This is a genomic window from Ruegeria lacuscaerulensis (assembly GCF_013031245.1).
GTDB lineage: Bacteria > Pseudomonadota > Alphaproteobacteria > Rhodobacterales > Rhodobacteraceae > Ruegeria > Ruegeria lacuscaerulensis_C.
Window position 1 is genome coordinate 1 of sequence record NZ_WPZL01000005.1, and the last position, 17,477, is coordinate 17,477.

A 17,477-nucleotide genomic window follows, 5' to 3' on the forward strand; every position below is an offset into this window, starting at 1 on the left:
TAATTCGCACCCGCGAGAACTTGTGGAAAGGGCGTCCCTCGGGACGCCCTTTTTTTGTTTGAAAGGTCGCTGTGCCGTTAAATCGGTTTAATCCGGTCTCCACCTAAATGAAAAAAGCCTGGTCTAATTTACCCTTGAAACAAGAAGTGCGGAACGCAGGTCCGAAAAAGGGCTGAACAGCGCGATCTGTTTTTTTTGTTGAAAACGCACCCGCTTAAATGCGTTGACGGCTCACCTGACACGATGGCCGACGCACCGGGTTGTCAGAAAAAGGAGTAAATTATGTTCGGCCTTCAGTTCGTAAATTACAGCACGCGAATACTGCACAGCAAAGATCTGGACGATATGCGGACGGCTATCCTGAGCGAGGATGATCAAGTTGACGGGGATGGCGTAGCCGATCCTCGCCGAGAGAGTCACCGCCATGAAGACCGGGTAGTCCATTTGCCTGAACGGGACTGAGTTCCACCGTTCGACGTCGCCGCGATCTGGATTATGGTTTTGGGCGGCTGCAGCCGACGGATCGCCGCACTTCCGCTTTCCGACATTCCTGATCAGGAACCGCTCAGAAACCTTCCACTGAGGGTGAATGGGCGGCTAATCTCAACATGCATCATTGAACGCGCTGCTGACATTGTTCAGCGCGCATGGCTTATGAGGTAAGGGCATGGTGGGACTGGACCTTTTGGTAAATGCGGCAAATGTCTTTTACCTGATATCCTATTCTGTAAGGGACATCTTTTGGCTGCGCGTTCTGTCTGTGATCGGAGCGCTCATCTTGCTGCCATATTACTATCTGCAAAGTTCACCGCTCTGGGCTCCGATAGGATGGAACCTGTTTTTCACGGGCATTAACATCTTTTGGATCGTGCGTCTTTTGCTTGAACGCCGCCCGGCGCCGTTCACCGACACCGAGCGGCATCTTTACGAAACTGCGTTGCGCAATTTTTCCGAGCAGGATGCCTTTAACCTTCTCAGAATGGGTGCCTCGGAAACCGTCCCGGCCGGGACCAGGGTTTTGGTGCAGGGTGAAAGCGTTCAAAGCCTGTCACTCATCGTGGAAGGTGCGTTCGGCGTTGACATGGACGAAAACCGTATCGACACTCTGGGCGAGGGTCGATTTCTTGGCGGAACGGCGTTTCTTAGCAAAGATGAAGGATTCAAGGCACCGGTGACTGTCACGGCCCTGAAGCCTTCTCGCGTCATTACATGGAGCCGGCCGCACCTGAGCACGGAACTTCAAAAGCAACCTGAACTGGAGATTTCGATAGAAGCCAGCCTCGGACTCGAAATCTCTCGCTTCCTGCAAACCGCCAGGTTGCAGAGTTCTTAGGCTACTGGTTTCAAATCGAATGTCCGCCCTGCGTGAGCAAGCCGGAAGCTGATAGCATTTGCAGTGTACCTAAAGCGCGGATTCCGCGGCGGCCCGAACGGCTCTTATGTTGTCGCCGTAAACGCCGGGGTTTTCGACCGATCCACCTTTGAATACTGCGGAACCGGCCACCAGTACATCTGCCCCCGCTGCTGCGACCAGAGGCGCGGTCTCGGGATCAACTCCGCCGTCGATTTCGATATGCACCGGGCGATCCCCGATCATGTCGCGCAATCGGCGCACCTTGCCGGTCATGTCGATGAACTTCTGGCCGCCAAAGCCCGGGTTCACGGTCATGACGCAGACGAGATCGGTCAGGTCCAGCAGATGCTCGACCGCTTCGGCAGGAGTGCCGGGGTTCAGGGCAACGCCCGCTTTCATCCCGGCTGCTCGAATGGCCTGCAGCGTGCGATGCGTGTGCGGCCCAGCCTCGAGATGCGCGGTCAGGATGTCGGCACCAGCATCGGCATAAGCCTGAATGTAGGGATCGACCGGCGTGATCATCAGGTGCACGTCCATCACGGTTTTGACGTGCGGGCGGAACGCTTTGACGGCGGGTGGGCCGAAAGTCAGGTTCGGTACGAAATGCCCATCCATGACGTCCACATGGACCCAATCGGCACCCTGTGCCTCGATCGCCTGAATCTCGGCGCCGAAATTAGCGAAATCGGCGGACAGGATCGACGGGGCGATCTTGATGCTGCGGTCAAAGCTCATGGGTGGCCTCGTATCAAAATGGAGTCGGCCCGCATATACCTGCGATGGACACCAATGGGTAGGCCCCTCTGACAGCGACACTGCACCCCCGGTACGTTTACTTAACGTTCACGCAATCGACACATGCCCGTTGAACGGTGTCTGCAGCTGAATGCCTGTACGATTGGGGGTAGCACGCACTTGGAATTGATAAACTGACCAATCGCTTTGATGACAATGTGGCCGTGGACATCGCGACGCTGGATGTGCGTAATCCTTGCATGATCGGGATCATTGGCCTGTCTGGCGCGGGTAAGTTGACACTGTTGCGGATGTTCCATCGCCTGACGGGCGCCTCCGAAGTCAGATCTTTTTCGAAAGCCACGGCGTTGCAAAGCTGAAAGGTCGTGAGAAACGTCCATTGCGAACCGATTGCGCGATGATCTTCCAGCAGTTCAATCTGGTGCCGCGCATGGATGTGGTGTCGAACGTGCTGCACGGCACGCTGGAGCGTCACAAGACGCCGTCCTGATGTTCAATCTGTTTCCGATGAAAAAACGCGTCTTCACCAATGTCTGTACTGCTCGGTGAATTACTGGGACGACGCAAAGGGTGATGGTGACGGGAAGGAGGATCCCGGATTTAATCTTCGTCGATCGTAAGCGTAACCCGCTCACCCGCAAAGACAGTGCGGCCATATTCCACTGGTTCGCCGGCCGGACCGACGTTGATCCCAATAGAAAACAGCACCGGGGCACCTTCGCTAATCTGCAAATGCAGTGCCTGTGTCGCCGTCGCGGCTCGGGCGGTCAGGCGGGTTGAAACGCGTGTATAGTCTTCGACGCCGCATCGTTGCAGCGCTTTGGTAACCGATTGCGTGTCCGACAACGCAGCGAGGATGTCAGGCAGTCGATCTGCAGGAAAGACGCTTTGGAACAATCCAATCGGCTGCCCGTCTGCCAAAGAAAGCCCATCGTATACATGGACATTGTCGCCTGGCTCGAGGTGCAGAGCCTCGGCCTCGGCCTCGTCCGCCTTACGAGTCGTCAGCGAAAGGATCGTTTTGCCCGGGAATTTACCACTGGCTGAAATATTCTTGTGATATCTGACGCGCTTTCCGATTGGGTAATCGGTTGGCCGGGCGGCGACAAACACACCCGCACCACGCCGCGGACGTACCAGCCCCTGTTCGGCCATTTCGGCCAATGCCCGGCGCACAGTATGCCGGTTGACACCATGTTGCGCCGCAAGCTGTGCTTCGGTCGGGAGCCTGTCGCCAGTGCTGTACCGACCTTCCGCGATTTCCGAGGTCAGGCCCAGCGCGATGCTTTTCCAGACGGGTGTTTTGCTCATGTCATCAATCTTTCACATTGTCACAGATTGCGTGAAGCCGCGCAGGGGTGTATTATTTGTCTAGTTGTATAGTAAATATGGACAACCTGGCCAAGAGGCTTTGATGGCAGATCACACAATTTTGGCGAATACAAAGCGGCAGGAATGGATGGGTCTGTTGGCCCGTGTTCCGGAAGAGGTGCTGACGGCGTTATGGGGAGAATATGAGGCCCACCCTACTTATGAATGGTTGCGCAGACCTGAGGTAGGCGGCGTCATGGTCCGAGGACGGACCGGTGGCACTGGTTCGCCGTTCAACCTTGGGGAAATGACGGTCACACGCTGTTCCTTGGTGCTTGAAGATGGCACCGTCGGGCATGGCTATGTGCAGGGTCGGTCAAAAACCAAGGCAGAGGTGGCGGCTGTGATCGACGCACTGATGCAGACAGAGGCCGCAGAAGTCATCCGCGCTCGCGTGCTCGCACCGCTCCGCCAGCAAATGCAGGAAGCCAAAACGGCACGCGCAGCGAAAGCTGCGGCCACGAAGGTCGAATTCTTCACGATGGTTCGGGGAGAGGATCGATGAACGCGCAGATACAGTTCTCCGGTGGATTCCAAAACGCGCCGATTGATGCTGCCCATGCATTTCGTGTGGCCATGACCGTCATGGCGCGCCCGGGCGAAATTCGGTCTCTGTCCGGCAGCCAGCCGCCTGCACCCTTGTCAGTGGCGGCTGGGACGCTGCTGCTGACGCTCTGCGATCCGGACACTACGGTGCATCTGGCCGGGGCGACGGATACGGATGCAGTGCGCCAGTGGCTGACCTTCCATACCGGCGCGCCATTCGTTGCTGCGTCGGATGCAGATTTTGCGGTCGGGACCTGGCAGGCGCTTGGACCGCTGGGCAGGTACCGCATCGGGACGGCAGAATATCCGGACCGCTCTGCGACGCTGATTGTCGAGTGCGATGTCCTGCAACAAACAGGCGCGGAACTGAGCGGGCCGGGGATAAGGGGCACGTCGCGTCTGTCATTGCCAGATGGCGCGGCTTTTCGAAAAAACGCGGCGCAGTATCCGTTGGGTTGCGATTTCTTTTTCACCTCTGGTGACAAGGTCGCTGCCCTGCCACGCAGTACCCAGATCCGGGCGGAGGGCTGAACGATGTATGTTGCCGTTAAAGGTGGCGAGAAGGCGATCGAAAACGCCCATGCCTGGTTGGCCGAGGAGCGGCGTGGCTCGACTGACGTGGCTGAGCTGAGCATCGCTCAGATCCGCGAGCAGCTGGGCCTTGCGGTGAACCGGGTGATGGCCGAGGGGTCCCTGTTTGACCCGGAACTGGCCGCGCTGGCAATCAAACAAGCGCGTGGTGACCTGATCGAGGCGATCTTCCTGATCCGCGCTTACCGAACAACCTTGCCCCGGTTCGGCTATTCGAAACCGATGGAAACCGGCCAGATGGCCTGTGACCGCCGCATCTCGGCCACGTTCAAGGATGCGCCGGGCGGACAGGTGCTTGGATCGACTTTCGACTACACCCATCGCCTTCTGGACTTTAAACTGGCCGCCGATGGCGAGGTCGCTCCCGCGCCGCAAAACCCCCCGTGCGAAGACCCAACACTTCATATAACTGAATTCCTGCGGGGCGAGAATATCATCCAGGACGAGCCCCGCAGCGATGATGCGCCGGGCGATCTGACACGTGAGCCGATGGAGTTTCCGTCAAACCGCCCGTTGCGCCTGCAATCGCTGGCGCGCGGGGATGAGGGGTTTGTGCTTGGCATGGCCTACTCAACCCAACGGGGATACGCGCGAAACCATGCTTTCGTGGGTGAATTGCGGATCGGCAAGGTTTCGGTCGAAATGGATATTCCCGAACTGGGCTTCGCCATTGAGATCGGTGAAGTAGAACTGACCGAATGCGAGACGGTGAACCAATTCAAGGGTTCCAAGACCGAACCGCCCCAGTTCACGCGCGGGTACGGGCTGGTCTTCGGCCAGTCAGAGCGTAAGTCCATCGCAATGGCGCTGTTGGATCGGGCGCTGCGCTGGGAAGAGCTGGGCGAGGACAATCTGGGCGCGCCGGCACAGGACGAAGAGTTCGTCCTCAGCCATGCGGACAACATTCAGGCCACCGGGTTCCTCGAACACATCAAGCTGCCGCATTACGTGGACTTTCAATCCGAACTGGAACTGGTCCGCAAACTGCGCCGTGAAGCTGAGGGACGAAATTCACCGAAAGAGGTTGCGGAATGAGCCTCGTTTCCCTACCGGTTCCCCCTGTTTTCATAAGCGATTTCCTGCTGGTGCCCCCCTTCAATCGAGTTTTTGCACGCGGCCGGGTCACGAGACGAAGTGCCGATGGCGCTCCATTGATCGGTCTTGTCTCGTCGTATGGCATTGCGCCGTCGCCGGGCGTGTCCCCGATGCAAAATCAAATAAATTATAAGAACGAAAAAGAACAAACAACTCAGGAATACGTCCACAACAACACCAAAAAACAAAACGTTACAAAAAATGAATGAGTATAATTTCGCATATTTGGACGAACAAACCAAGCGCATGATCCGTCGGGCCATCTTGAAGGGGCTAGCGGTTCCTGGCTATCAGGTGCCCTTTGCCAGCCGCGAAATGCCGATGCCCTATGGCTGGGGAACCGGTGGCGTGCAGATTTCGGCTGCAACGCTGACGCCGGAGGATACTTTCAAGGTGATCGATCAGGGCGCGGATGATACGACCAACGCTGTCTCGATCCGCAAGTTTTTTGAGATCACCGCTGGCGTCGAGACGACCGAGGAAACTAAAAAGGCCACGGTGATCCAGACCCGCCACCGTATCCCCGAGGCGAAGTTGCGCGAGGATCAGATTATCGTCTATCAGGTGCCGATTCCGGAGCCTTTGCGTTTTCTGGAGCCGCGCGAGACCGAGACGCGCAAGATGCACAGCCTTGAGGAATATGGCCTGATGCATGTGAAGCTTTACGAGGATATCAGCCAACACGGTGCGATCTCGACCGCTTATGCCTATCCGGTGAAGGTCTCGGGTCGCTATGTGATGGACCCGTCACCGATTCCAAAGTTCGACAACCCAAAGCTTGAGATGGACGCGATTCAGCTGTTCGGGGCAGGGCGCGAGCAGCGGATATATGCAGTGCCGCCGCACACCGAGGTCGTCAGCCTCGATTTCGAGGATTATCCTTTCGAGGCCACCAAAGCCGATCACCCTTGCGACTTGTGCGGGGCCGAAGACAGCTATTTAGACGAGGTCATCTTGGATGACACGGGCAACCGGATGTTTGTCTGCTCGGACACCGATTATTGCCGGTCACGGCGTGCAGCAGGCCATGTTGGCCGACTGGCCGGGGAGGGCGCAGCATGACACCTCTTTTGCAGGTCAAAGGCATCGGGAAACGCTATGGCGCGCAGATTGGGTGCGCGGACGTGAGTTTTGACCTCTACCCTGGCGAAGTAATGGGGATCGTAGGCGAAAGCGGCTCGGGCAAGTCAACGTTGCTTAATTGCCTGGCCGGACATCTGGCACCCGATGCGGGGCAGGTGATCTTTGACACCCGCGCGGACGGTCCGGAGGATACGGTGAACATGTCCGAGCCTGAACGGCGGATGCTGCGTCGCACCGACTGGGCCTTTGTACATCAAAACGCCCGCGACGGGCTGCGCATGTCGGTCAGCGCCGGGGGCAATATTGGCGAGCGGCTGATGGCCGTCGGCGACCGCCACTATGGCGCGATCCGTGATCGGGCCATTGACTGGCTGGGCCGCGTCGAAATCAGCGAAACCCGCGTGGATGACCGCCCCACAACCTTTTCCGGTGGGATGCAACAGCGCCTGCAGATCGCGCGCAATCTGGTCACGAGCCCTCGGCTGGTGTTCATGGATGAACCGACCGGCGGGCTGGATGTCTCGGTTCAGGCGCGGCTGCTGGACCTGCTGCGTGGGTTGGTGCGTGAATTGGGGCTGAGCGCCATCATTGTCACTCATGATCTGGCCGTTGCGCGCCTGTTGGCGCACCGGCTGATGGTGATGAAGGAAGGTCACATGATTGAAGCCGGGTTGACCGATCAGGTGCTGGACGATCCACAACATGCCTATACGCAGTTGCTTGTGTCCAGCGTTCTGCAGGTTTGAGTATTTATGAAAAGATGAAGTGCGATGATTGAACTTATCGAAGTCAGCAAGCGCTTTACCCTGCACAATAAGGGCGGCGCTGTAATCCCGGTGATGGAAGGTGCCTCGTTGAAAGTGGTGCCCGGCGAATGCGTTGCGCTGACAGGTGCTTCGGGGGCAGGTAAATCGACGATGATGCGGGTGATCTATGGTAATTTCTTGGCTGCGTCGGGCCAGGTTCTGGTTGATGGTCTGGATGTCGCGAAAGCCGAGCCGCAAGAGATTCTGGCGCTGCGGCGCGAGACGCTGGGCTATGTCAGCCAGTTCCTGCGTGTCGTACCGCGTGTACCGACGCTGGAGGTGGTGGCCGAGCCATTGCTGGCTCTTGGCTGTGACCGTCAGGAGGCACTGGGCAAGGCGGCAGGCTTGCTGTCAAGGCTGAACATCCCGGAGCGCCTTTGGTTGCTCAGCCCCACAACCTTTTCAGGCGGTGAACAACAGCGGGTGAACATAGCGCGCGGCTTTGCGCATGACTATCCGGTGATGCTGTTGGATGAGCCCACGGCCGCGCTGGACACGCAGAACCGGGAAACTGTGTTGACGCTGATTGAAGAGGCCAAAGCACGCGGCGCGGCGATTGTTGGCATTTTCCACGATATAGAAGCGCGGGAACGGGTATGCGATCGCGAGATCAACGTGTCGGACTTTAATCAGGAGGTTGCCGAATGAGCCTCGCGCCGGTCATAGCGGTCGTGGGTCCTTCGGGTGTCGGCAAGGACAGCGTGATAAAGGCGATAGTCGCACGTGCACAGAACATCTATCGAGCCCGCCGGGTGATTACACGTCCCGACGGCGAAGAAGGGGAAGAATTCGATCATGTGTCTGTGAAGAAATTCCGGCAGATGGTTATGGACAACGCCTTTGCGTTGCACTGGCCTGCGCATGGTTTGCTCTACGGTGTGCCCACGAGCATCGAGGAGCTTCGTCAGAACGCTGATGCGGTGCTGGTGAACTTGTCTCGATCCGTTTTACTGCAGGCGCAGGATGCGTTTGGCGATCTGATCGTAATCTCGCTGACAGCCGACCTGGAAGTTCTGGCGCGCCGCCTTTCCGCGCGCGGGCGGGAAAGCGCGCCGGATCAGGCGCGGCGGCTTGAGCGCGCCAAAGTCCCCTTGCCGGACGGGTTGAACCGCGTGATCGAGATCGACAACTCGGGGCCGCTGGAAGAGACGATTGATGTTATTCTCGCCAGGCTTCAGCCGGAAAGGGCGTAGCGATGGATCAGGTGAAACCGCCCATCTTCAGCCTCACCCATCAGGGCCAGATCATGGATCCTAAACGGTGTAGGCAGCAGATGGGCAAGCCGCGATTGCAGCGCGGATTGAACCGTCGCCAGTGTCGCTTTGTCCAGTTTTCCGCTGAGCGTGATGTGAAAACGAAACGCCTCCATAACAAAGGGATACCCCCACTGAGCAAGGTTGGCGTTCTGCTCAGCGCTCAGGCCAGCAGCACGGCGACGGTCAAGTTCGGCATCGGTGACTCGGGCGCGAAAGCTGTCCAGAGCACGCACACAGGCAGCTGCGAGCGCGTTCAGCGCGGCCTCATCCCCCAACGGGCGCAGGGCCAGAAAGCGCCCCAGCCGGGCGACCTCAAGCCCGTCCAGCGTGACAGGCGCCTGAGTTTCGGCAAACCGCGCGCAGGCCTCAGTCAGCGCATCAATCGTTTGTCCCGATCGAAGCTGAAAAGGCGGTTTCATCGTCGCATGCAGCCCGTATTTGCGCGGTACGTCGGTCACAGAGGCAACGTCGATACCTTCAATGGCCGGATGCGGAACCTCTTGCCCGGTTTCCATGTCCCAGCCCAGCCAGTTTGTTGCAAATTTTGCCCACTCAGCCCCGGCTGGCGGTGCAAAATAGATCGCGTATCGCGTGAATGTCACATTGGCCTCCTGTGGGTGACCTTCGCCAATAACTCAACCCGTGCGAGTTTCAGATGACAGAAGAAATGATCCTTGCCAATGCCACGCTTGTGCTCCCGGACGAAACGGTGACAGGCAGCGTACGGATTGTCGGCGAAACGATTGCCGAGGTCGCGACCGGTGGGACAGTTCCGGCTGGCGCGGTCGATTGCGAAGGCGAATTTGTTTGCCCCGGTCTGGTCGAGTTACACACTGACAATCTTGAGCGGCACATCCAGCCGCGCCCCAAGGTCGACTGGCCCCACGCGGCAGCCATCCTGGCCCATGACGCTGAATTGGCCAGTACCGGGATCACCACCGTGTTTGATGCGATGCGCGTGGGTTCAATCCCGTCCGGTCAGCGCTACATAAAATACGCGCGTGGCCTGTCCCGCGAGCTGTGGCATCTGCGAGAGCAGGATGCGCTGAAGATCAGCCATTTCCTGCACCTGCGGGCTGAAGTCTGTTCCGAGACACTTATCGAGGAACTGGACGAGTTCGGGCCTGAAGATCGGGTTGGGTTGGTCTCACTCATGGATCACACGCCCGGACAGCGGCAGTTTCGCGACCTCTCGAAGCTCGAGGGATATTTGAAAGGAAAGCTGGGGTTGGAAGGTGACGGTTTTCTGCAGCATGTTGCGGATCTAAAGGCGATGCGGGATCGAAATGGCGACAAGCATGAGGCCGAGACCGTGAAGGCGGCGCAACGCTTTGGCGCGATGCTGGCAAGCCATGATGATACGACGGATGAACAGGTGCGCGTCTCGGCCGGTCATGGCATTCGTCTGGCCGAGTTTCCGACCACGGTCGAGGCGGCTCGCGCCTGCCATGATCACGGGATCAAGGTGATGATGGGAGCGCCAAATTTGATCCGGGGCGGATCGCATTCCGGCAATGTTGCGGCACGGGAATTGGCCGAGCTGGATCATCTCGACATTCTATCCTCGGATTACGTACCCGCCGCGCTTTTGTTGTCGGCGGTGCGTTTGGGTGAGATGTGGGGCGATTTGGCCCGGGGTCTGCGGACAGTTACCTTGTCCCCGGCGCAGGCTGTTGGCTTGGGCGACCGGGGTGAATTGCGGGCCGGTGCACGCGCCGATGTGATCCGGTTCCGGATGCGAGGGGATGTGCCGGCGCTGAATGGAATCTGGTCGCGCGGACGACGCGTATCGTGATCAGGCCCTGTAGAACAAATACCGGTCGGGCGCGATCGTATCCGGGCCTCTGACCTGTTCAAATCCCACCAGAGGCTGGCCCGAGATCAGCAACCCTCCGGGCAGCATAACCCGAGCAATCAAAGGGCTGAGCCGCGCCGCCTCGGCCACGTCCTCATCCTTGATGCCGCGCCCGAAATCATAATGCGCCATTGCGATCCTTGGGCCGCCGGTCGCCAGCTTTTCAAGCATGGGTTCGGCCTCTCCCTGCAAAAAGTCCTCGGTAGGGGGGGTGCTGGACGGGTGGCATTGCAGCACCCGGTCCATCACCCAGATTCGCCGGTCGGGCAGAATTTCCCGCAAGTGGTCGTAAGTGCGGCCGTTGCCAAGGCCCATATCCAGAATGTCACCGGTCAGATTCGAAATCTGAGCCACCGCCCAGTTCAACCCGTCGCGTTGGGCCGTCAGGCGGCGCAGCATGGAATCCAGTCGACTCATTCGGGTCTCCCGCTTGGTTCAATATTCGTCGCTGCCCAGGCAAAACCGGGCCCGTCCAGAAGTCTGCGCAGCAGGTCGTCAGTAAAGGCCCAGATGTCTTGATCATGGACGAGGTGGTGGGTCAATACGCCAAACGGTTCAGTGTTGTCGGTGCTCCCCTCACGCCGGTCGCGCAGCAGGTTCACCGTCTTGGTGATAAGAGCGTTCGGGGCGGCCAATCCGCGCGTCCCACGCCAATCGATCGGGTCCAGATGGGTGTTTACCTGTTCCAGCCCGGCTACGGGATATTGCGTTTTTCGGGGGGTCGCGGTCGAGATGAAGTGATAACCGACCCCGGGTAACTCCTGAACCACGTCGGATGCAATGCGGTTCCAGGGAGGAACAAACATCGGGCAAAGCCTGCCACCAAACAGCTTATGCAATCGCGCCAAACCAGATCGCGCGTCGGTAAGGATTGCATCCATCGGCCTGTGGAGCCGAAATTCGGATTTTTTTTCATCAAAGGGTGCGTGGTTCAGGTGCGCCCAGCCATGAACCACGGGGATCAGGTTCGTGTGGATTTCGACGTAGTCCGCCAATACATCCTCGCTATCTCGGGGAATGATCGCAAGATGAACGGGCAGCGCCAGCGTTTCTGACAGCCTGGCCAAAGTTTCTAGCTGAGGAGTTTTCGTAGCTGCATCGTCGTCGCGCCACCACACTGGCAATTGCAGCCCCTTCGCTTGCCAGATCTCAAGCTCAGTTTCCAAAGGGCGCCAGTCTGCAATCATGTGCGCTCTACCAGGCTTTTTGCAATTTCAACCGACTTTACAGCCCCATCAAAGCCATGGTCTGACACGCTGCGAGGACCAGCCGAAACGACTTTCGCGACGGCGCGCGCCAATGCGTTACCGTCAAGGTCCTTGCTGGGCAGTACTTCAATAGCGGGCATTTCCGACAGGCTCTTGCCACGCAGGCTCTGCTCGACTTCCTTGCCATCGTCAAAAGGGATGAAAACGGCCGGAGTGCCGGATTGCAGAATGTCCAGGGCAGTATTGTAGCCACACATGCTGACCGAGGCCGCGGCAAGGGGAAGCATCTGGCGGAAATCCGGGCGCACCGGCTCCAGTGTTACCGGGGCATCGCCAATGAATTGCGACAGATGGGTGATGCGCTCCTGTGCGTCCTGTCCGCCCACCAACAGGCGCCAGCGCCTGTTGGGCATCTTTCGGGCGGCCTTGATGGCCGCCTGAAAGATCGGTTGGCCCACCGATCCTCCGCCCGCGCTGACCAACACTTCGCCTTTTCCCACCTCATTGGGGTGCGGAGCAGGAGCCTTAGGGGCAACAAACCCGGTATAATACAGGCGTTGGTTCAAACGATCAGAAACCGGCCAACTGACATCCAGCGGTACAACGTCTGGGTCGGAATGGACGAGGATACCATCATAGAACTGACACACGATCTCTTCAGCGCGTTCCGCCTTCGACGGTTTCGATGGCGGTGCCAGAATGTCCCTGATTGAACCCAGAATGACAGGTCGGCGTGGCAGGTTTTGGGCTGCCTTCAGCGCGGCGTTGAACTCGGCAGCAAGAGATCGGCGGCCAAAAGGAAACAGCTCCGTAATCAGAACATCCGGGCTAAAGCTCCGAATGGCCTCGACCAACGCAGTCTCGCGTGCTTTCAGATAGGGGGCGTCTGCAACTTCTCCCGTTTGGGTTAAAAGCCGGGTGAAATCGGTTCCGTCTGACCGCAGCGGGGGTAATCCCAGCAGTGTCATCCCTGCACTGTCCAGCTGCGACGCGGGCATCCCGCCGGAGATGACAAAGGTGTCGTGACCATCCTGCACAAAGGCCCGGCCCAGCGTCAGGGCGCGGCTCAGATGTCCGGTGCCAAGCAGATGCGTGACGACGATCATCACCTTCATTCGGGTTTCTCCGATCTCAGCAGGCGAACAGGGTCTGGCAGGACCCTCAGGGGCGGCAAATCAACGATATAGAGGCGGTTGCGTTTGATTTTGAAGGGTGCAGGCCCATTGAAATCCCATCCCCAGGCGCGGGCCAGAATGACCCGCATGATGCCGATGTGGCATACGGCTACTGTGTCACTTTTCAGCCCCGAGAGCCACGGTTGAAGGCGGGTCCAGACTTCTGCCGGGCTTTCGCCGTTCGGAGGCCGGAAATCCCAGCTCCACTCTTCGATATGACGATATCCGCTATCCGGGTCTGTTATCAGATCGGCGCCACGCAGACCTTCCCACTCTCCCCAGTTCATTTCCGTCAATGCGTCCGAAACCAACGGATCGCGGCCGGCGACAAGCCGCGCTGTCTCGCTGGCCCGTTGAAGAGGGCTGGACCAGAGAGTTGCAGTCTCCCATGGCGAGGGCAGAAAAGTTCCCGACAGTTCGGCACGGGCATCGTCGTCCAGAGGAATATCGCTGCGTCCCTGAATGCGACCCGCGCGGTTCCAATGCGTGTGACCATGGCGAAGCAGGGCAAGTTGGCTCATGGCAGGGGCTCCATCAGTGGTCGGGCCGCCTGCCAGAACCGGTCGGTTGCCGCAGGCATCAGGTGACGCTTTGACACGTGTGCACGTGCATCTCTGCCCCGCGACAGACGTAGGGGCAGGTCATCCAGTAAGGTGCGCATCCTGGCCGCCAAACCCTCGGGACCAGTGTCAACGGATGGATAATCAGACAGTGTCAGAACATCCCTTACGCCCGGCCTGTCCTGTGCAACAACCGGCAGGCCGTGGGCCTGCGCTTCCAGATAGATCATGCCATAGGCCTCATTGACGCCGGGCCAGACCAGAAGTGAAGATTCTCGGTACACTGCCTGCAAAGCGTCGCGGTCGAGTTGCCCCAGAAACCGGATTTTTGAGCCGAATGGCGCCATCAGGGCTTCGACCTCGGACCGGGCAGGGCCATCGCCGACGATGTTCAGGGCCCACTCGCCAGTCAGATGTCGCAATGCCTGCGCAAGGATATCGTAGGATGCCAGCTTGTCGCCGTGCCGCATCATGCCGACACTCAGCATGGGACCATCGCAGGATGATGCTGGCGGCAATTCGGAAACAGGCAAAAACGGAGGCAGTTCCACAAGGCGTTGACCCCCGAACTTCTCGCGCTCCAGTGTGATCAGGTCATTGGCGGTGTGGTAGAAAATCAGTTGCGCCGCGTCGCAGGCGTCATGCGCTGATTTGGCAAACCCGGCCCAGGGACCGTTCAGACGGCTGGTTGCTCGGGTGCTTTCCAGTTGGACATAGGGAATTTTGCAGGCTGCGCTTACACGCGGCCCCAGCAAATCTGGCGCCTTGTAATAGTTGTGGTAGGTCACCCAAAGCGCCGTGTCGGAAGACAATTCGGCGATCAGGCGTTGCGCCTCTGCGTCCGCCTCGGTGCGCAAAGCGTCTTGTACCTGTGGATCGCCATGCTTGTCGTAAACACGCAGGCGGGACACAAGCTCGACCTTATCTCCTTGCGCTCCGATCGCCTGCATCAGGTTGCGCGCCATTTCGCGATCCCCCGACGGCACCGGGCTGTCCGGCGATTTCATCGGAGTGTAAAACGCGATACGAGCCATTAGTCTATTTCCGCGCCCAGGGCGCTCAACCGTTTGGACAGACGCGCGATACCCGGGTCCATGCGAAAGTCCGAGATCAGGCGGTCATAGGCTGCAGCAGCCATCGTCGCCGTTTTGTCGGGGTCCGCGGCCAAACGGGAGATTGCAGCAGCCAGCGATGCAGGATCGTCGTCGGACAGCACCCCATGCTTTTCGGTTTCAATGAACTCCGGAATGGCGGACACGGGCGTCGACAGGATCGGCAGGAACTGCGAGGCAGCCTCCATCAACACATTGGGCAACCCGTCGCGGTCTCCGTCCGCCGCGACCCGGCTGGGCAGCACAAACAGGTCAGCCACACGCATTGCCGCGATGACTTCGGGCTGGTCACAAGCCCCTCTCCAAGTGATCCGGTGCGAAATCCCTGCTGCTTCGGCCCGGTCGCGCAGAACGTCGCCGAGCGTTCCTCCTCCGATATGCGTCCAGTGCCAGTCGAGTGCATCCGGCAACATGGCAAAGGCGCCGATCAAACGGTCGAACCCCTTTTTCTCGACCAGACGGCCAACGGACAGCATGTGGAAAGGCCCGTCCGGCGCACGCGCTGCGCGCTCGGGCGGGGCGGGAAAGCGGTCCAGGTCAAGCCCATGATAGATCAACTCGATCCGCGCGGGGTCGTCGGCCAGGCTGCGCAGGTGATCGGCACCGATAGCGGTGCAGGTTGCCCCAAAGGCCGCGCCGTGGGTGTTCGCCTGCAGCTTTTCAGTCTTTTCCCATTCCGGAGAGGTCCAGATGTCCTTGGCGTGGGCTGAAAAGCTCCATGGCAGGCCGCGCATGATCGCAGCGTAACGCGCGACTGAGGACGGCGTATGCATGAAATGTGCGTACATCGCCCGTGTGACTTCGGGCAATTCTGCGGCCAGCGCACAGGCTTGACCGAAACGGCGTATCCGGTTGCGGGTCGGATCGCGGCGCAAATCGGCGCGCCAGACCTTATAGGCTTCGGCATAGCCGGGCAGGCTCTGTGCAACCCGTCGCGCGGCCCAGACGCGCTGCGGCTCCTGGTACAGATATTCGGGCAGGTAATGCACCTGCCCCTCGAACCGGTCGTGCAGCGGGTGGCGTTTGACGTCCGTCGGGTGGCGCAGGGACCAGATGTCAAAGCTGTGGCCCGCCTCCTGCAAGGCGACCAGTTCCTGAGCAATGAACGTCTCGGACAGGCGCGGCCAACCTTTGACCAGCACCGCCAGTTTCGGCTGGTTTGGAGTCATCCGGTGGCCCGTTCCTGTTCCGGGCTCAACAGGGCGTCAATGCGATCGGTCACGTAATCCAGCCCGTCAAGCAACCCGTCGCGCATTGTCTGAGACGGCAGAGGCTGGCGTGGAAGGTCGCGGATGGCCTGGATCATCGCATCTGTCGTCAACCCGTCGCGGTATTCGTCGAGCATTTGAACGAGCCCCAGACCTTCGGCGCGCGACGCCCGTATCCATTGTTCCAGCCGCGGCGTAGTGCGCGGAACGATGACAGCGCGTTTGTCAAAGGACAGAACTTCGCAGAACGTGTTGTAGCCGCCCATACAGACCACTCCGGCCGCGCCCGCAAACAACGTTTCGATCTGGGATTCGAAGCCGACTGCCGTCACCCGGCCGTTCAGTGCCGCGACACGGGTCTCGAATTCCTCGCGCAATTCGCCAGATAGGAAAGGACCGTAAACCAACACCGCGCGCGGCGACAGGTTGGGGTCTTTTTCATAGGCGGTCAGGACAAGGTTCACCATCGCCTTGCCGTCGCCTCCGCCGCCCGGCGTAATCAGGATATAAGGTTGCTCGGGCGGTTCCCCTATCGGCCCCAGATCGCGGCGCAGGTAGCCGGTCCAGTGGATGCGCGCCTGTGCAGCAGGGCTGAGCGGCAGCCCCTTGGTCGGGTCGTAGATTGAGCGCAATCCATAAACCCAAATCTCGTCATAGAATCTCTCGGTAGCGGCGACGGCTTCTTTCCGCTCCCACTCGGCGGCAAGGACCTCGGGTTCGTCCAAGACGTCGCGCAGGCCCAAAACAAGCTTGGTGCGTTGCGACCGCAGCAGGCTTTCCAATGTGGGCAGCAATTCGCCGCGAAAGCCGGTAGGTTCCTTGTCCACGATCAGCAAATCCGGCTCAAATTGCTGGACCGCAGTCTGAATGAGCCCGGAGCGCAGCTCGGTCACCTCTTCGATTCCCATGCCGATCGTCCGTGCCGCATACGAGCCGTCGGCACGTTTTGTCACGCCTGGAAGGCGCACATGGTCAACCCTGCGCGGAAATGTAAAACGACCAGCTACAGGCGATCCGGTCAGGATCAGTGCCGAAGCCTGCGGGTTCGCCTGCGTAATTGCGCCTGCCAAAGCACGTGACCTGCGCAAATGACCCAACCCGAACGTATCGTGACTGTAGAACAAAATGCGCGGCGCCCGGCCGGTTGTCTCGTTATGTAATCCTAGGCTCATGCCTTCGCCTGTCGTGTTTCTCGATGCAAATCCGCGCGTTTACACCAGTTACCGTATATTCTTTATGACCGCTTGCCAAAGGGGGCTCTGAAATCATGCAAATTCACCAATCATTGCGAATTGGCAACAGCTTGAGCCACGGTGTTTTCAAGGCTGCCTTGGCCCCTTTCACCGGACATTGACCTCATCATCCCTACACATTTCACCAGATTGGTCATATTCAGTTTTTTCGCGGTTGCAAGCAGTCTAATCAGGGCCATTGCACAGGGAACACGACCTGTACCGATATCAAGAAGCGAGAGGCGGAGGATTTGAACACGATCAAGTGC

General features: G+C 59.0%; 21 protein-coding genes and 1 pseudogene. 12 read left to right on the forward strand and 10 right to left on the reverse strand.

The genetic code is table 11. The annotated features are described in order from the left end of the window. The first annotated feature begins 282 nt into the window (after positions 1–282). Positions 283–462, forward strand: a complete 180-nt coding sequence (locus GOX66_RS08195) for a hypothetical protein (RefSeq protein ID WP_170761463.1) — start codon at positions 283–285, stop codon at positions 460–462. Between the two features lie 205 nt (positions 463–667). Next, complete coding sequence (locus GOX66_RS08200; protein WP_170761465.1) at positions 668–1,333, forward strand: Crp/Fnr family transcriptional regulator; 666 nt, start codon at positions 668–670, stop codon at positions 1,331–1,333. 69 nt (positions 1,334–1,402) lie between these two features. Here GOX66_RS08200 and rpe read toward each other — a convergent pair whose 3' ends face one another. Next, on the reverse strand, positions 1,403–2,089 hold the full coding sequence (rpe, locus tag GOX66_RS08205) for a ribulose-phosphate 3-epimerase (RefSeq protein WP_170761467.1): 687 nt from the start codon (positions 2,087–2,089) through the stop codon (positions 1,403–1,405). Positions 2,090–2,274: 185 nt separating this feature from the next. Here rpe and GOX66_RS25765 point away from each other — a divergent pair. Continuing rightward, a pseudogene (locus GOX66_RS25765) lies at positions 2,275–2,620 on the forward strand (ATP-binding cassette domain-containing protein); the annotation flags it as partial. A 90-nt stretch (positions 2,621–2,710) separates the two neighbouring features. Here the strand turns inward: GOX66_RS25765 and phnF are convergent. Continuing rightward, complete coding sequence (phnF, locus tag GOX66_RS08215) at positions 2,711–3,421, reverse strand: phosphonate metabolism transcriptional regulator PhnF (protein ID WP_170761469.1); 711 nt, start codon at positions 3,419–3,421, stop codon at positions 2,711–2,713. A 103-nt stretch (positions 3,422–3,524) separates the two neighbouring features. Between phnF and phnG the strand changes: the two genes are divergently transcribed. Genes phnG through GOX66_RS08255 form a run of 8 tightly spaced genes read left to right on the forward strand, consistent with a single transcriptional unit; the run spans position 3,525 to position 8,795 of the window. After that, positions 3,525–3,986 (forward strand): phosphonate C-P lyase system protein PhnG, encoded by a 462-nt coding sequence (gene phnG / locus GOX66_RS08220; RefSeq protein ID WP_170761471.1) that lies wholly within the window; start codon positions 3,525–3,527, stop codon positions 3,984–3,986. Further along, positions 3,983–4,558 carry a phosphonate C-P lyase system protein PhnH gene (phnH, locus tag GOX66_RS08225; RefSeq protein WP_170761473.1) on the forward strand — a complete coding sequence of 192 codons (576 nt, stop codon included), beginning with the start codon at positions 3,983–3,985 and terminating at the stop codon, positions 4,556–4,558. Before phnG ends, phnH begins: the two co-directional genes overlap by 4 nt. 3 nt (positions 4,559–4,561) lie before the next feature. Next, positions 4,562–5,653: a carbon-phosphorus lyase complex subunit gene (locus tag GOX66_RS08230; RefSeq protein ID WP_170761475.1), complete on the forward strand. Its 1,092-nt coding sequence runs from the start codon at positions 4,562–4,564 to the stop codon at positions 5,651–5,653. Beyond that, positions 5,650–5,922 carry a hypothetical protein gene (locus GOX66_RS08235; RefSeq protein ID WP_170761477.1) on the forward strand — a complete coding sequence of 91 codons (273 nt, stop codon included), beginning with the start codon at positions 5,650–5,652 and terminating at the stop codon, positions 5,920–5,922. The genes GOX66_RS08230 and GOX66_RS08235 overlap by 4 nt, the downstream gene beginning before the upstream one ends. Then, a complete protein-coding gene (locus GOX66_RS08240) occupies positions 5,915–6,775 on the forward strand; it encodes an alpha-D-ribose 1-methylphosphonate 5-phosphate C-P-lyase PhnJ (RefSeq protein ID WP_170761480.1) in 861 nt (286 codons plus the stop codon). The genes GOX66_RS08235 and GOX66_RS08240 overlap by 8 nt, the downstream gene beginning before the upstream one ends. Continuing rightward, positions 6,772–7,542, forward strand: a complete 771-nt coding sequence (phnK, locus tag GOX66_RS08245) for a phosphonate C-P lyase system protein PhnK (RefSeq protein ID WP_170761482.1) — start codon at positions 6,772–6,774, stop codon at positions 7,540–7,542. The genes GOX66_RS08240 and phnK overlap by 4 nt, the downstream gene beginning before the upstream one ends. A gap of 24 nt (positions 7,543–7,566) precedes the next feature. After that, positions 7,567–8,250, forward strand: a complete 684-nt coding sequence (gene phnL, locus GOX66_RS08250) for a phosphonate C-P lyase system protein PhnL (protein WP_170761484.1) — start codon at positions 7,567–7,569, stop codon at positions 8,248–8,250. Continuing rightward, complete coding sequence (locus GOX66_RS08255) at positions 8,247–8,795, forward strand: AAA family ATPase (protein ID WP_170761486.1); 549 nt, start codon at positions 8,247–8,249, stop codon at positions 8,793–8,795. The genes phnL and GOX66_RS08255 overlap by 4 nt, the downstream gene beginning before the upstream one ends. Here GOX66_RS08255 and GOX66_RS08260 read toward each other — a convergent pair. Continuing rightward, the gene (locus tag GOX66_RS08260) at positions 8,777–9,460 is read right to left on the reverse strand and encodes a DUF1045 domain-containing protein (protein WP_170761488.1); all 684 of its coding nucleotides are present in this window, start codon (positions 9,458–9,460) and stop codon (positions 8,777–8,779) included. The genes GOX66_RS08255 and GOX66_RS08260 overlap by 19 nt on opposite strands. A gap of 53 nt (positions 9,461–9,513) precedes the next feature. On the opposite strand from GOX66_RS08260, the gene GOX66_RS08265 reads away from it, so the two are divergent. Then, positions 9,514–10,653, forward strand: coding sequence for an alpha-D-ribose 1-methylphosphonate 5-triphosphate diphosphatase (locus tag GOX66_RS08265; RefSeq protein ID WP_170761490.1), 1,140 nt, complete (start codon positions 9,514–9,516; stop codon positions 10,651–10,653). Here the strand turns inward: GOX66_RS08265 and GOX66_RS08270 are convergent, their stop codons facing one another. Genes GOX66_RS08270 through GOX66_RS08300 form a run of 7 tightly spaced genes read right to left on the reverse strand, consistent with a single transcriptional unit; the run spans position 10,654 to position 17,148 of the window. After that, positions 10,654–11,130 carry a class I SAM-dependent methyltransferase gene (locus GOX66_RS08270; protein WP_170761492.1) on the reverse strand — a complete coding sequence of 159 codons (477 nt, stop codon included), beginning with the start codon at positions 11,128–11,130 and terminating at the stop codon, positions 10,654–10,656. Next, a complete protein-coding gene (locus tag GOX66_RS08275; protein WP_170761494.1) occupies positions 11,127–11,900 on the reverse strand; it encodes a polysaccharide deacetylase family protein in 774 nt (257 codons plus the stop codon). Before GOX66_RS08275 ends, GOX66_RS08270 begins: the two co-directional genes overlap by 4 nt. After that, complete coding sequence (locus GOX66_RS08280; RefSeq protein ID WP_170761496.1) at positions 11,897–13,036, reverse strand: glycosyltransferase family protein; 1,140 nt, start codon at positions 13,034–13,036, stop codon at positions 11,897–11,899. Before GOX66_RS08280 ends, GOX66_RS08275 begins: the two co-directional genes overlap by 4 nt. Next, positions 13,033–13,617: a histidine phosphatase family protein gene (locus tag GOX66_RS08285; RefSeq protein WP_170761498.1), complete on the reverse strand. Its 585-nt coding sequence runs from the start codon at positions 13,615–13,617 to the stop codon at positions 13,033–13,035. The genes GOX66_RS08280 and GOX66_RS08285 overlap by 4 nt, the downstream gene beginning before the upstream one ends. Next, positions 13,614–14,690 carry a glycosyltransferase family 4 protein gene (locus GOX66_RS08290; protein ID WP_170761500.1) on the reverse strand — a complete coding sequence of 359 codons (1,077 nt, stop codon included), beginning with the start codon at positions 14,688–14,690 and terminating at the stop codon, positions 13,614–13,616. The genes GOX66_RS08285 and GOX66_RS08290 overlap by 4 nt, the downstream gene beginning before the upstream one ends. After that, positions 14,690–15,937 (reverse strand): glycosyltransferase family 4 protein, encoded by a 1,248-nt coding sequence (locus GOX66_RS08295; protein WP_170761502.1) that lies wholly within the window; start codon positions 15,935–15,937, stop codon positions 14,690–14,692. The genes GOX66_RS08290 and GOX66_RS08295 overlap by 1 nt, the downstream gene beginning before the upstream one ends. Then, positions 15,934–17,148, reverse strand: coding sequence for a glycosyltransferase family protein (locus tag GOX66_RS08300; RefSeq protein WP_170761504.1), 1,215 nt, complete (start codon positions 17,146–17,148; stop codon positions 15,934–15,936). Before GOX66_RS08300 ends, GOX66_RS08295 begins: the two co-directional genes overlap by 4 nt. Positions 17,149–17,477: the final 329 nt, after the last annotated feature.